Origin of the sequence: Vibrio sp. 03-59-1, from assembly GCF_013114135.1 — a bacterium.
In the GTDB taxonomy this organism is placed as follows: Bacteria; Pseudomonadota; Gammaproteobacteria; order Enterobacterales; family Vibrionaceae; genus Vibrio; species Vibrio cortegadensis.
This window is the reverse complement of record NZ_VTYA01000006.1, coordinates 190798-205538: the sequence shown is the minus strand read 5'-3', so window position 1 is coordinate 205538 and position 14741 is coordinate 190798. Positions and strand designations below refer to the sequence as shown.

Here is a 14741-nt window from a genome sequence, read left to right as displayed (position 1 = left end):
GAACTGGAGATTGGAACTATCGCTTATTACGCAAGTAACGTTTTCTTCGCTCTTCTTTTTTCTTAATTTGTGCTTCTTTCTTACGCTCTATCTCGATTTCAACATCGATGAGTTCTTGAGTGATCATCTCTGGTCGTTCTAGAGTGATCTGTCCCAATGTTCCGCTACGAAGTTCATGGAGGAGTATTTCGGATGCTTTGTGTAAATCCACACGACCACCCGAGCGTAATGCCCCACGACGACGGCCAATTTCTTCCATTAATTCAATGTCAGTTTCTGGCAATTCTTCGATTTGATAACGATTTTTGAGAAGATCAGGATAGTGCTTTGCTAAGTACTCAACAGTGTAAAACGCTACTTCATCGTATTCCATCGCCGTATCTTTAACCGCACCTGTTGCCGCTAAACGGAAACCACTGTGAGGGTTTTCTACTTTTGGCCATAAAATCCCTGGAGTGTCAGAAAGTACAATGCCATTCTGAAGATTAATACGTTGTTGACGACGAGTCACAGCAGGTTGGTTACCTGTTACCGCAATCATACGACCAGCAAGACAGTTGATAATTGTTGATTTACCTACGTTGGGGATCCCCATGATCATGGTACGAATGTTTTTACCAATTTCTTCACGGTGAGGAGCAAGCTTACGAACCAACTCCATGATTTTTTGAACTTCATTGAGATTAGATGTCGTAATTGCCATTGCCTTTACGCCTTGCTCTTTCTCAAAGTGATCGATCCACAATTGTGTTAAGTCTGGGTCTGACAAATCACGCTTGTTTAGTACTTTGACACATGGTTTATCGCCACGTAGTTCCGAGATCATAGGGTTTTCGCTGCTAAACGGAATTCGCGCATCAAGTACTTCAATAATTACATCAACTTGCGGGATAACTTCTTCAATCTCTTTACGAGCCTTATGCATATGGCCCGGAAACCATTGAATACTGTTGTTAACCATTTGAAAGCCTTATATTGATAATTTGTGTGCTGCTATGGGCTTTTGGGGTACATAACGTTCTCAAACCATTAAAGAGGGAGAACTAACCCAAAAACAGGATTAATCTGTTCATAGCCATTTTGATGTGATGATCTTAACACTTTATTTAGTAGGCGGGAATCTTACTATGAAATATGGTCTCTCGGTGTAGCTGTTGATGAACAGAAGTGCTGACCGTTAAGTAGAGGTATTCTCCAAAAACTTACCGATCTAACCACAACAAAGAGCGAATGCAGATTAATGACGCTCCAAACTGCGATCTTTACTCATTACCCTTTTTAAGGGGAATTCTAGATTCAACATCAAGTGGTAGGTTTTAACGGGCACAATGTTAATTTGAAGAAAGAAAATGAAGAGGTTTTGATAGTCTGACTGTATTTTAATAAGCAAAAATATCGGAGTAATGTAATTATTGTTTTTTAATTAAGTGCATACAGGGTGGTGATTTATTTAAAGCGTGATTATGAAGTGAGTTGTCGGATATTTTTAGTATATAGTAATAAAAATAAGCCTCAATGATATTGAGGCTTATAATAGGAATGTATTTAAAAATTATTATTAAGAATGAACAAGCACTAGCAAACCATTAATAGTAAACGACACCGTCGCCTTTAGTAATAAGTGTACCTGCTTCATTAGTAATGATTTTATCTAAATCAAACAGAGAACCAATGGCTGCATTACCTAATCCTGCTTCAACAAACTTACAAACAGCATCAATTTTAGGACCCATAGAACCCGCTGGGAAATTAAATTCAGCCAAACCTGAAGGTGTTGCTTGTTTCATTTCTGCTTGATCTTCTTTGCCGTAATTACGGTAGATAGAGCCATCTGTTAAGATAATAAATAAATCAGCATTGATTTTCTCTGCTAATAATTCAGCGGTTAGATCTTTATCAATCACGCACTCAACACCTGTGCTTTTGCCTTCTTCAATACATACTGGCACACCGCCGCCACCGCAAGCAATAACAAGGTTTTCTGTATCTAGAAGTGTTTCTATTTGTTGAATTTCAACAATATCTTTTGGCATTGGTGAAGGTACAACGCGGCGGTAATATTCGCCATCTGCTTTAAATTTCATTGTTGTTTGAGACATGATCTCTTTTGCTCGTTGCTCTGTGTAGACAGGGCCAACAAATTTTGTTGGATTAGCAAAAGCAGGGTCATCTTTACTTACTTCTGTTTGTGTAACTAACGTTGCTACTTCTAATTCAGAGTCGATATTTCTTAGCTCTTGTTGAAGCATATAGCCAACCATGCCACAAGTTTGAGAACCTAAAACATCCATAGGATAAGGCGTCGTCTCCGGGGAACATTCATGGTATGCCGCATTCTGTTCCATCAGTAATCCCACTTGTGGGCCATTGCCATGGACGATGACGATTTCATGCTCACGTGCAATTGCTGCAATGCTTGCAGCCGACTTGATAATGTTTTCACGTTGATTTTCAGCCGTTAATGCTTGTCCACGGGCTAAAAGAGCGTTGCCACCTAAAGCTAATACGATGCGCATGATAATGATCTCCTATCATTTAATAATGATTTATATATTTTTCGTAGGGATTAACTAATTGCTTCTTTGATTTTTATTAATAAACAAGGAGCTTAGTTATTTGATTTAATTATTCTGTAGGGGAGTAATTAATATGAAGCTATAGTATGGCAAAGTAATAGGTCTAAATGTGATAGCAATCAAAATATCATTTCACTAGATATTCACACTATTCACTTGTAGTTAAAATAATTCGATTAAATATTCACAAGAACAGTGCAAAGGCAGGGATTAAGCAGTTTTTATCACCAACGATTCGCCTTTAGTGAATATTATCTCAGTGTGAAAAATCTAAAATAATAAGTATTTGTTCAAAAAATGACGAGTCAGTCACAATAAATGTCGTGAAACATTGTTTGCGATGAAAGAATTATGAATAAAACAAAGGATTATGTGCATGTTCTTACAAAAATGGCGCTCTTACTTTATACCCGAGAAGCAAAGCGCCATTGAATTTTGACAACATGAGTTGCTTATAATGAGACGATTACAAGAGCCTTTACGATAAATAAAGGCTCTTTTCGTCTTATTGTTATGCTTTAGCGAACTTGTAGGTGCGGAATCCCCCGATTAAGTTTCTCGCTTTTAAACCATTGTTGACCAGCTGACGGTAAGCAACATTGCCACGTAAGCCTACCTGACAATAAATTACAATTTCTTTATTCTCAGGAAGTTCATCTATTCGCTGACGAAGTTGATCTACAGGGATGTTAATATCGCCTTTTATGTAGTTACCATCTTCACGCTCACTTGGGTTACGAACATCAAGTAAGAGTTGGTCTGCTTGTAAATTATCGATTTCATCAAAATGAATAGGGTTAGCATCACCATTCATTATATTACTTGCGACAAATGCCGCTTGGTTTATCACGTCTTTTGCGCTGCCAAATGGGGGAGCATAAGTCAGTTCAATGTGTTGCAGTTGCTCAACGGTCATTCCTGCACGTTGTGCGACTGCAATGATATCTATTCGTTTATCTACTCCTTCTTTACCTGCTGCTTGAGCTCCAAGTATGGTGCCATTTTCAGGATCGAAAAGGAGCTTCAAGGAGACAATTTCCGCCCCAGGGTAGTAACTCGCATGACTTGCAGTATGAACGTAAACTTTCTCGTAATGAATTCCATCACGTTTTAACGCTTTCTCATTTTTACCTGTTGAAGCAATGGCAATATCGAAGATCTTACAAATTGCCGTTCCTTGAGTTCCTTGATAGGTCTCTTCGCGGCCAAGCATATTATCGGCAGCCATGCGACCTTGGCGGTTTGCAGGGCCAGCAAGTGGCACGAGTACCTGATTGCCTGTAACAAAATCGGCTTCCTCTACAGCATCACCTACAGCGTAAATTACAGGATCGCTGGTTTGCATAAATTCGTTGGTATGAATCCCGCCAAGTGCTCCAATCTCCAATCCAGCGTCTACCGCGAGCTTGCTTTCGGGTTTCACACCAATTGCCATAATTAAAATATCAGTCGTTAATATATCGCCATTATTTAGAGATAAATTCAGCTCACCAGTTAAATGTTGGTGCTCAGTTGATTGGCCTGCTTCTGTGCTTGCTATACTTGTATTTGGGACAAATTCCACTGATTCCAAAGCAACGCCTAAACGTAAGTCTACCCCTTTTTCCTTGATCTCAGCATGCGCAAAGCCCGCCATCTCTTTGTCAACTGGTGTCATGACTTGATCGGCCATTTCAACGAGTGTGGTTTTTATTCCAAGTTGATGGAAAGCTTCCATCATTTCCAAACCGATAAACCCACCACCGACGACGGTTGCATGATCGGGTTTATTTATCGCGATGCTTTGAAGAATCTTATCCATATCTGGAATATTACGCAGCGTGTGCGTGAGAGGGTTTTTCAGCCCTGGAATTGGAGGAACAATAGGGCCTGCTCCTGGGCTTAAGAGAAGAAAATCATAGCTCTCGGTGTATTCTGACTGATCGAGTAAATTACGGATAGTGACTGTTTTTTCTGAACGATTGATACTCATCACTTCGTTCATTACTCGTACATCGACGTTAAATCGCGCGAGAAAGCTTTCAGGCGTTTGTAATAGCAATTTACTGCGATCTTCAATATCGCCACCGATGTGGTAAGGCAAGCCGCAATTTGCAAAGGAGACGAATGGACCCCGCTCAAACATGATAATTTCGGCATCTTCACTTAAACGTCTTGCTCTTGCCGCAGCCGATGCGCCACCTGCAACGCCACCTATAATTACTATTTTAGTCATCACTTACTCCGAATCATTAGAATTTTAGCACTTTATCGCTGTTGAATTTACTATGACACCTTAAATTAGCCTTGTCTAATGTTAATGTTGCTAATTGCAATTTTCCTAAATTAGATTTGACTAATTTACTTTTATTAGTATGCTCTAATTAAAGATTTAGAAAGGGGAGAGTGAGATGGATGCAGTGCAAATGGATATCCATGAAATGAAAGATAGGGCGATTGAAGTTTCTGAGTTGCTCAAGCATATGGCGCATCCTGAGCGACTTATTGTTTTGTGTCAGTTGACGCAAGGAGAGGTCGGTGTCGGAGAGCTACAGCAAAATTCAGCGTTGAGTCAGTCAGCCTTCTCTCAACATTTAATGGTGCTAAGAAAATTTGGCATGGTAAAGACGAGAAAAGAAGCACAACAAGTTTTCTACTCCCTTTCAGACCCAAGAGTTGAGAGTCTTATTCAGAGCTTGCATGGCGTCTTTTGTAAATAAAGCCAAAGCAAAATACATAAGAAAATGTACATAAAAGTGAGGTAATGATGAGTAACGTGATTCCATGGGATGCATTATTTGGAGGCGTTCTGCTAGGCATATCAGCATCTTTGCTTTTGTTGCTTAGTGGAAAAATTGCCGGGATAAGTGGTGTATTAAGCGGGTTAATGAAAATTAAGAAAGGCGACTTCATATGGCGGTTACTATTTGTGATTGGCATGATTAGCGGTGGTTTTCTCTGTGTAAACTTATTCGGTGTAAGTGTACCCGCGCAGTTTGATTCGTCATTTTTGGTTTTGGCCGTAGCGGGTTTACTGGTTGGTGTTGGAACTCGATTAGGTAATGGGTGCACAAGTGGACACGGGATCTGTGGTTTAGGCAGGGTTTCTCGTCGCTCAATTGTAGCAACCTCTATTTTTATGGGTGTTGCCGCATTCACTGTTTTTGTTCGTTTACATTTAATTTAAGAGAGTGGAATAAACATGAAGCATCTTATATTTAGTCTTTCAGCCTTAGTTTCGGGCATTTTATTTGGCGTGGGTATGGTGCTCTCGGGCATGACTGACCCAGCCGTTGTTATTGGGTTTCTTGATGTATTCGGTGAGTGGAATCCTAGCTTGATATTTGTGATGGGCGGAGCATTGGCAGTATTCATGCCGTTCTACCATTTTGTGATTAAACCGCGCCAAGCTCCTGTGGTGGCGGATGCGTTTTGTATAGCATCAAAGACTAGCATTGATATGCAGTTAGTGGTTGGAGCAGCTGTGTTTGGTTTAGGTTGGGGATTAGCAGGAATTTGCCCTGGGCCTGCCGTATCTAGTTTGGCTTTAGGGAATGTCGACGTATTAGTCTTCTTTTCAATGATGATGCTTGGACTTGGTGGTACGAATAGGGCATTGCAGTATCGTGATAATAAAGTCATGAAAAAAGCCATGAACTAATGACCATCGACAGTAGCAGTAACTTGAATTGAGTTTAAGGTTGCTGCTTTTGTTTCACTGATCTTGTTTCACTGATCTTGTTTAACTACCTCTGATTAACGCATTGTTATTGAGTCTATGCGTTAGAGATTGAAGTGATGCTGATGTTGATCGAAAATTGTGGATTAGTTTTAGTACATTTTAGATATTTGGTGTCTGAAATGTACATTTTTGTTTCATGAAAACATCAAATTTAAAGGTGCATAAAAAACAATAAAAATGATAGAAAAACGCCACGTTTTGTGAGCCGATGACAGTCGACGTCGAACACTAATCTTTAGAGCCTTTAGCCAAAAGGGCTGAGTAAATTTCAAGTCCCCAAAGCACATTTTTCAATAATTTCATTGTTTCTTTTAGAAGTGGGATCGCGTGCGTTAGATCGAGTTGATCTTGCACAGTAGACGCAATTCCTTGATCTAGATCAATGCTATAAATAGGTGCTTTTCGTCTAATACGCCACAACATATGGTGTCAGTTAAATAATAAATAGCCCTATATAGTGTGTTTGTGGATAAGTCTGTGAGTATTCTAAGGGTAAGGGGAAATAGTGAAACCAATCGTAATTAAGCGCGACGGCTCAAGAGCGCCATTCAATAGAGATCGTATTCAATCAGCAGTAGAAAGTGCAGCTGAACACATTGATAATGAAATGGCGATATACGCACTCAACGTAGCTTTAGCTGTTGAAGTGAAGCTAAAAGATTACGATGAAGTACACATTTCAGAAATCCAGACTTTAGTGGAAAATGAACTGATGCAAGGTCCGTATAAAGGACTTGCTCGCTCATATATTGAATATCGCCATGACCGCGATATTTCTCGTGAAAAATCGAGTGCGTTAACAAAAGAAATCGAAGGCTTAATCGAAGAAAGTAACGCAGATCTACTAAATGAAAACGCCAATAAAGATGGCAAAGTGATCCCTACCCAGCGTGATTTATTAGCGGGCATCGTAGCAAAACATTATGCAAAAACTCATATTTTGCCGCGTGATATAGTACAAGCTCACGAAGATGGTGATATCCATTATCATGACCTAGATTACGCACCATTTTTCCCAATGTTTAACTGTATGCTGATTGATCTTAAAGGCATGCTGACTCGTGGGTTTAAAATGGGCAACGCAGAAATCGATACACCAAAATCGATTTCAACAGCAACCGCAGTGACAGCTCAAATCATTGCGCAAGTGGCGAGTCATATTTATGGTGGCACAACCATCAACCGTATTGATGAAGTGTTAGAACCCTATGTACTAACAAGCTACGAAAAGCACTTAGCCGTTGCAAAAGAGTGGGATATCCAAAATCCAGAAAAATTTGCAATGTCTCGTACAGAGAAAGAGTGTTATGACGCATTCCAATCGCTTGAGTATGAAGTAAACACACTCCACACGGCAAACGGACAAACTCCTTTTGTTACCTTTGGTTTTGGTCTAGGGACTAGCTGGGCTTCAAAACTGATCCAAGAGTCAATTTTGAAAAATCGTATTGCTGGTTTGGGTAAAAACCGTAAAACAGCGGTATTCCCAAAACTTGTGTTTGCAATTAAAGACGGTTTAAACCATCAGGCAACAGATCCGAACTACGATATCAAGCAGTTAGCATTGGAATGTGCAACAAAGCGTATGTATCCAGATATTCTTAACTACGACAAAGTTGTCGAAGTGACGGGTTCATTTAAAACCCCAATGGGCTGCCGCAGCTTCCTAAATACATACGAAGAGAATGGCGAATTAGTACACGAAGGGCGTAATAACCTTGGTGTGGTTAGCCTGAACTTACCTCGTATTGCACTTTCTGCGGGTGGTAATATTGACCAATTCTACACTCTGTTAGATGACAAACTTAAACTGGCACGTCGAGCACTAGAAACTCGTATTAGCCGTTTAGAGAATGTAAAAGCTCGCGTTGCTCCTATCCTATACATGGAAGGCGCGTGTGGCGTACGTTTGAATGCTGAAGATTCTATTGCAGAGATCTTTAAGAATGGTCGAGCATCAATTTCACTGGGCTACATTGGTATCCATGAAACAATGACGGCGTTATCAAGTGGTGAAGGCCACATCTATGATGAAGCTGAATTACGTGAAAAAGCGCTTGATATTGTTCGTTACTTAAAGAAAACAGTGGAAACTTGGACAAAAGAGACGGGTTATGCATTTAGCTTGTATGGTACTCCGAGTGAAAACCTATGCAGTCGCTTCTGTCGTATTGACACCAAAGAATTTGGCTTAATCGAAGGTGTAACAGACAAGGGTTACTACACCAACAGTTTCCACCTTGATGTACAAAAGAAAGTGAACCCATACGATAAGATCGATTTTGAAATGCCATACCCTGATATCTCAAATGGTGGTTTTATCTGTTACGGTGAGTTCCCTAACATGCAGCAGAACGTTGAAGCGTTAGAAAATGTATGGGATTACAGTTACAGCCGCGTTCCATACTATGGTACGAATACACCGATTGATGAGTGTTACGAGTGTGGCTATAACGGTGAGTTTGAATGTACCAGTAAGGGCTTTACTTGTCCGAAATGCGGTAACCATGACTCAACAAAAGTGTCGGTTACTCGCCGTGTATGTGGCTACTTAGGCAGCCCAGACGCGCGTCCATTTAACTTCGGTAAACAAGAAGAAGTTCAGCGACGCGTTAAACACTTGTAGTCATCATATTAGCAACGTTTAGGTTCAACCTAAAACAAGAGACTCGTTGCTGATATTCTGAAATTCAATTATCAGGCAAAGCATTCATGTTTATGCCTGATAATTGTCTCAATTTAATGTCCCACTTCGCCCTCACTAAGTCCGTCTTAATTCTCCACTGCCACAAGGGGTAATGATTGATGAATTACAATCAATATCAATCTGTTGATGTTATCAATGGTCCCGGAACCCGCTGTACGCTGTTTGTGTCTGGTTGTATCCACCAATGTAAAGGTTGCTACAATCAAATCACCCAAAAACTCGATTCTGGTCATCTGTTCACGCAAGAGTTAGAAGATCACATCATTAATGAGCTGAATGACACAAGAATAAAGCGAAGAGGGCTATCTTTATCTGGTGGAGACCCGTTACATCCAGCCAATCTATCTGCGATCTTAACGTTAGTGAAACGTGTTCGAACTGAATGCGAAGGAAAAGACATTTGGATGTGGACAGGGTACAGATTAGATGAATTAACATCTGAGCAACAAGAAATCGTCAAATTTGTTGATACTCTGATTGATGGAAAGTTTGAGCAAGAATTGGCTGATCCCGCACTGGAGTGGCGAGGAAGTTCAAATCAAATCATCCACTGTTTTACTTCCTTTGATGATTAACTAAGCTACAGTTCAATAACAAAGTTATAAAATTCCTTTCGATTTTTAATCTTACTAGTGTTAACGTGAAGTCATTACTTGAATTTCAAAGGGTTGTGACTTTCATGTTTACACACTTACCAGAACCAACGCTCGATCCAATACTCTCTCTTTCGGTTGCATACCGTAACGATGCTCGTGCTGATAAAGTAGATTTAGGCATAGGTGTTTATCGTAATAGCCAAGGTGAAACGCCTATCATGCAAGCCGTAAAAATGGCTCAAGATATCGTCGTTGAAACTCAAAAAACGAAGGCTTATGTCGGCTTGGCAGGCTGTGAAGAATTCAATCAAAGTATGATTGATCTGTTACTGACTGATACTTCCGCTATCGGGAGAGTTGCAGCAATTCAAACACCAGGAGCCAGTGGAGCCTTGCGGATGCTTGGTGATTTAATGAAAATCGCCCAGCCTGATACGACGGTTTGGATATCGAATCCAAGCTATGTGAACCATAAGCCAGTCATGGAAGCCGCGGGACTGAACGTTCGCTTTTACCACTATTTTAGCCCGCAAACTAAGCAAGTTGATACCAGTCGTATGCTTGATGATCTCTCGAATGCGGGAGTAAACGATGTTGTACTTTTGCACGGTTGTTGTCATAACCCAACAGGAGCTGATATTGATTTTTCAGCATGGCAAGCCATCACTGAGCTGTCTCAAAAAAATGGCTTTACCCCATTTGTAGATATTGCATACCAAGGGTTTGGAGATGGTTTAGAAGAGGACGCCAAAGGCTTGCGTTACATGGCTGATAATGTGGAAGAGATGTTAATCACCACATCATGCTCAAAAAACTTTGGTCTATATCGTGAGAGAACAGGGGCTGCAATTGTAGTTGGTAAAAGTAATCATGATGTGGCGAATGCGAAAGGGAAACTACTCACGCTTGCTCGTTCTACTTATACGATGCCACCTGATCATGGCGCTGCGTTGGTCAAAACCATTCTTCAAGATCAACAATTAACCAGTATTTGGAAAACAGAACTTTATGAAATGCAGCAGCGATTAGTGAGCCTTCGTCACTCATTGTGTAATGAATTTCGAACAGTACACAACACAGATCAATTTGACTTTATCGAAAGTCACAAGGGGATGTTTACTGTGCTAGGATTTAATTCGGAACAGATGCTGCAATTACGCGAACAATTTGGCATTTATGCGGTTGGAGATGGCAGAATAAATATCGCTGGGTTATCAGAGCAGCACATTCCTTTTGTCGCCCGATCGATTGTACAAGTGGCGTAATGAGCAATGTTTTGTATCGCTTGGTTGGTTAACTCTTCCAAGCTGTAAGCATTATAAGTTGGATTAGGTGAACGAATGAATAAGTGGAAAAACATAATTCCCCTCATGCTTTGCAGTAGTTTGATGGCGTGCAATTCTACAAGACCATTGTCATCAGAACAAAGCGAGATGGCATCTCAGCCAAATGCAGAAATTGAACCAAAGATAGCTACTGAGCCAAAGATAGCAATTGAGCCAAAGATAGAAACTGACCCTGCACTAGAGGCTGAAGCTGAAATTAAACAGGAAAAAAAAGCAGTAAGTTCTGTTGAAGAACCTAAGCTTCCCGTAGTCAATGAGAAAAAGACGGCTGATGGGAAGCTGATCTTAGGTGAGGAAGAGTGGGTATACTTTCCCGGTCTGAAAGAGAGTTTTAAAGCTCGTATTGATACTGGAGCAACAACTTCCTCTATCAGTGCGACAGATATTGTGCAGTTTGAGCGGGACGGTAGAGATTGGGTAAAATTTAAAATCTCACATGGGGATCTTAAAAGTTCAGAGATTAATCTTCCTGTTGAACGTTGGGTTAAGATTCGCCAGTCTAGCAGTGAAGAGGGTGATAAAAGGGCGATTGTTGTTGCTTGGATTGAGATAGGAAACTTGAAAGATAGAACCGAGTTCACGTTAGCCGATCGTAGTCACCTTTCTTATCCGGTACTCATTGGGCGTAGTTTATTTAGAGATATGGCAGTTGTCGATGTGAGTAAAAAATTCGTACAGCCAAAAAGAAAGAAATAAATTCTACTGTTCACCGTTTTCATAACATTGATCGAATTAAAATAGAAAAGCCTAAACCGTATTCCGATTTAGGCTTTTTATTTATATCTCTTGATTGAGATAGAGCGAGTATTTAAGCATTAATTACTCGCGGGTTTAGTTTTTCAGTCGTCAATTGAATCAGAAAACTTGCGTTTAACTTCAACGAAATCATCAATAGATTGTGTAAAGGCATCAACGACCTCAGGATCGAAGTGCTGTCCTGACTCACTTTTTATCAGTTCTACCGAATCGTCAATAGACCAAGCCTTCTTGTACACTCGCTCACTGGTTAGAGCATCAAAAACGTCGGCAACAGCAACAATACGCGCTGATAGGGGAATGGCTTCACCAATCAAACCGTACGGATATCCCTTACCATTCCACTTTTCATGGTGATATAACGCAATATCTTTAGCCATGTTTAATAGGGCTGAGTTTGAGTCAGCAATAATGGCAGCCCCATATTCAGGGTGACGCTTCATTATCTCCCACTCTTCAGGATCAAGTTTACCCGGTTTGTTTAATATATGGTCTGGTACCCCAATCTTCCCTATATCGTGCATTGGAGAAGCATGAAGAAGTAACTCGCGCCACTCTTTATTCATCGACATTTTTTTCGCTAGGATAACGGAGTAGTAACTCATTCTCGTAATGTGGTGGGCTGTGTCATTATCTTTAAATTCAGCAGCGCTACCAAGCCTAGTTAATATTTCATACCGAGAGGCTTTCACTTTATCGTTTGCACGTTTACCTGTGTAAAGGGTAAATAGCGTAAATGGGACACTAAATAAAGTAATGAGACCGAAGATTATATATGCCCCGTCGCGCAATGAATAAAAGCTACTTAATACTTCAGATTTATCTTTCTTAATGAAGTAGGCCATATTTAAGTGTTCATTCCACTGAGCGCTTACAAATACTTCCTTTCCACGGTAATCAACAATCGATGCAAGTTGTGCTTGTTCATTCTCATCGACACTCAGAGCGGTGATCTGGGCGATGGATTTAGAAAATTTTACGTTAGCTTTGCTATCAATATCAAAGCGTAACGGTGAAATAATGTTACCGCTACGATCGGTGTATAAGAACTCACCGCTCTCTCCAACATTATAATTATCAAAGTCAGAGCTTAAGCCATTGTTTTGGCCGATTTCATTAAATGATACCGCTACGACTTGTTGATCTAAGTCGAAAATAGGAATGACTAAGTAGAGTGATGTTTTAATTTTCCCATCAAAACTGACAGAGGTTATCGACGGTGATAGCGTCATTTTGCCACTGACCGCTCGAATAAAAGCACTATTGGAAGACATGTCAATTTGAGACAGGTTTAGTGGTGAGCCGTAATTTAATAAAATCTTACCTTCACTTGAAATGATGGTCTTAGATTCTCCGCTAATGAAAGCATCATATTTATTAAAGAAGGCGATGAGTTCTGCTTCATGAAATGCAGCCTCTTGAAAGTTCTCTTTTTCACTAGCAAGTACCAGCTTTGCTAATGCAGTTTGGAAAGTAGGTTTTTGGGTGATGTAGTGGTGAATATTTGCTCTAATTTCACTAAGTTTGTTGATGTTAACAGAGATCTCGTGCAAGGTTTGACGGGCTGTATTCTTATATTTATCTTCAATTGATTGCTTATTTACATCTAAAATGTACCAACCACCAGCCATACTCAGTGTAATAAAAATACTCATCAAAACCACGAGTATGATTGAAAACTTGGTTGTACCAAATGAGTAAGAGTTATCGTCTGCAAGGCTTCGCTGAGAGAGAATAGAAAAAACTAAAAATAGGCTAGATATAAGAGCAATGAAAAACCCTGCTAAGGTAATCGTTTTATTTTCAAACCTTGAGCCTTCTTCGCTATTACGTATCGGTTGCATTTCAAGATCGTAATAGACTTCTAATAGACCTATATATTGATTGCTAAATGCAATATTGGCTTCTTGTTTTGCAAGGTTCGTAATTTTTTTGGGAAGAGGCACATTGAAGTACGTTTTTTCATGCAAAGTATAATAACTAAAGAAGACCTCATCAGAAAAGGCGTCAGTAATTTTAACACCACGGATGATTTTATTATTATTGAGCTGTGAACTGAGGGAATGGCGCAATTGATCTTTGTTTATATTATAAACAAAAGGCGCGCTTAGGTCTGCAATTTCACTTGTTGCCACAGAAATGGCAGTACTTGTATTGGCTGAAGGCGTCATTTCAACCTTGATCGCTTGATGCACAAGAATAAATAAGCTGGCAGCGAGCAGTAATATGGAGAGTATTTTAGCCTTAAAATGCATAAATTATTCCGTATGCTCATTCATGATGCGTGTTATTTCACCGCTTTCTGTCATTAACTTGATTTGGCGATTAAATTCAGGAAGTAAATACTGATACTTTTTTGCCAGCCTAAATCTAAGGTTATAAATGGCAACAGGTTTAGTTCGTTCCAAGTAACCTTGTTCAATCTCAGGCTTAATGACATCAATTGGGAAAAGGGCATAATCGCAACGATTCAACTTCAATAGATGAATGGATTGTTTTTCTGTTGCGATTTCATTCTTAGTGTTGACGTTAATTAATTTAAAATCATTAAAGCCGAGAATTGAGCAAGGGATAAGCTGGTCAAAATCGCTGATATCGACTTTAGTTTGTTTAAATTGTTTAGGGTTATAAACAATAACCTCTTCGGAGCGGTAGAATGTATCGGTATAAACAGTAGCTTTAATTTCTCCAGGTTCAAGTCTCCAGTCTTGCGCAATACCAGGCTCCAGATCCAGTTGGCCATTTTTCATGTATAAACGAATTCTTGCTTGGGGTAGCTGCTTGTATGTGAACGTTACATCGAGTTTCTCACCAATAATATTGAGGATATCGATGTAGGCTCCTCGGATTTGACCATCATCCCCTGAACGATAGAAGTAAGGCGCTCGATCCTGATCGATTAAACCAACGTTTAAAACAGTTTCGGCACTAGATACACTCCAAGATAACGTTGCAATTAGGCCAATTAATAACTTTTTTTTCATAGCCATCTCTTCATTGTTTACTATTATTATTGTCGTGCACTAACTTGCTTATTAA

General features: G+C 39.9%; 13 protein-coding genes. 7 read left to right on the top strand and 6 right to left on the bottom strand.

Translation table 11 applies throughout. The features are described from left to right. Positions 1 to 16 precede the first annotated feature (16 nt). The 3 genes from ylqF to F0249_RS08275 all read right to left on the bottom strand — a co-directional run bounded on the left by ylqF (position 17) and on the right by F0249_RS08275 (position 4791). Positions 17 to 961 (bottom strand): ribosome biogenesis GTPase YlqF, encoded by a 945-nt coding sequence (ylqF, locus tag F0249_RS08285; protein ID WP_017052798.1) that lies wholly within the window; start codon positions 959 to 961, stop codon positions 17 to 19. Between the two features lie 625 nt (positions 962 to 1586). Next, positions 1587 to 2516, bottom strand: a complete 930-nt coding sequence (locus tag F0249_RS08280; RefSeq protein WP_171756363.1) for a carbamate kinase — start codon at positions 2514 to 2516, stop codon at positions 1587 to 1589. Positions 2517 to 3087: 571 nt separating this feature from the next. Then, complete coding sequence (locus tag F0249_RS08275) at positions 3088 to 4791, bottom strand: FAD-dependent oxidoreductase (protein WP_171756362.1); 1704 nt, start codon at positions 4789 to 4791, stop codon at positions 3088 to 3090. Between the two features lie 175 nt (positions 4792 to 4966). Here F0249_RS08275 and F0249_RS08270 point away from each other — a divergent pair, with 175 nt between their 5' ends. The 3 genes from F0249_RS08270 to F0249_RS08260 are packed head-to-tail and all read left to right on the top strand — an operon-like array spanning position 4967 to position 6216. After that, positions 4967 to 5275 carry a helix-turn-helix transcriptional regulator gene (locus F0249_RS08270; RefSeq protein WP_171756361.1) on the top strand — a complete coding sequence of 103 codons (309 nt, stop codon included), beginning with the start codon at positions 4967 to 4969 and terminating at the stop codon, positions 5273 to 5275. Positions 5276 to 5322: 47 nt separating this feature from the next. Continuing rightward, positions 5323 to 5742 (top strand): YeeE/YedE family protein, encoded by a 420-nt coding sequence (locus tag F0249_RS08265; protein WP_171756402.1) that lies wholly within the window; start codon positions 5323 to 5325, stop codon positions 5740 to 5742. A 15-nt stretch (positions 5743 to 5757) separates the two neighbouring features. Then, positions 5758 to 6216, top strand: coding sequence for a YeeE/YedE family protein (locus F0249_RS08260; protein WP_171756360.1), 459 nt, complete (start codon positions 5758 to 5760; stop codon positions 6214 to 6216). Positions 6217 to 6525: 309 nt separating this feature from the next. Here the strand turns inward: F0249_RS08260 and F0249_RS08255 are convergent, their stop codons facing one another. Continuing rightward, positions 6526 to 6720, bottom strand: a complete 195-nt coding sequence (locus F0249_RS08255; protein ID WP_113797971.1) for a hypothetical protein — start codon at positions 6718 to 6720, stop codon at positions 6526 to 6528. Between the two features lie 82 nt (positions 6721 to 6802). Here F0249_RS08255 and nrdD point away from each other — a divergent pair, with 82 nt between their 5' ends. The 4 genes from nrdD to F0249_RS08235 all read left to right on the top strand — a co-directional run bounded on the left by nrdD (position 6803) and on the right by F0249_RS08235 (position 11642). Continuing rightward, the gene (nrdD, locus tag F0249_RS08250) at positions 6803 to 8923 is read left to right on the top strand and encodes an anaerobic ribonucleoside-triphosphate reductase (protein WP_171756359.1); all 2121 of its coding nucleotides are present in this window, start codon (positions 6803 to 6805) and stop codon (positions 8921 to 8923) included. A gap of 179 nt (positions 8924 to 9102) precedes the next feature. Further along, on the top strand, positions 9103 to 9579 hold the full coding sequence (gene nrdG, locus F0249_RS08245) for an anaerobic ribonucleoside-triphosphate reductase-activating protein (protein WP_113797975.1): 477 nt from the start codon (positions 9103 to 9105) through the stop codon (positions 9577 to 9579). Positions 9580 to 9683: 104 nt separating this feature from the next. Further along, entirely contained in the window at positions 9684 to 10865 is a 1182-nt protein-coding gene (locus F0249_RS08240; RefSeq protein WP_171756358.1) for an amino acid aminotransferase, read from the top strand. 75 nt (positions 10866 to 10940) lie between these two features. After that, the gene (locus F0249_RS08235; RefSeq protein ID WP_171756357.1) at positions 10941 to 11642 is read left to right on the top strand and encodes an ATP-dependent zinc protease; all 702 of its coding nucleotides are present in this window, start codon (positions 10941 to 10943) and stop codon (positions 11640 to 11642) included. Between the two features lie 143 nt (positions 11643 to 11785). Here F0249_RS08235 and F0249_RS20215 read toward each other — a convergent pair whose 3' ends face one another. Then, positions 11786 to 13957 carry an HD domain-containing phosphohydrolase gene (locus F0249_RS20215; protein ID WP_253825291.1) on the bottom strand — a complete coding sequence of 724 codons (2172 nt, stop codon included), beginning with the start codon at positions 13955 to 13957 and terminating at the stop codon, positions 11786 to 11788. A 3-nt stretch (positions 13958 to 13960) separates the two neighbouring features. Next, positions 13961 to 14686 (bottom strand): ABC transporter substrate-binding protein, encoded by a 726-nt coding sequence (locus tag F0249_RS08225; RefSeq protein ID WP_171756356.1) that lies wholly within the window; start codon positions 14684 to 14686, stop codon positions 13961 to 13963. Between the last annotated feature and the right edge of the window lie 55 nt (positions 14687 to 14741).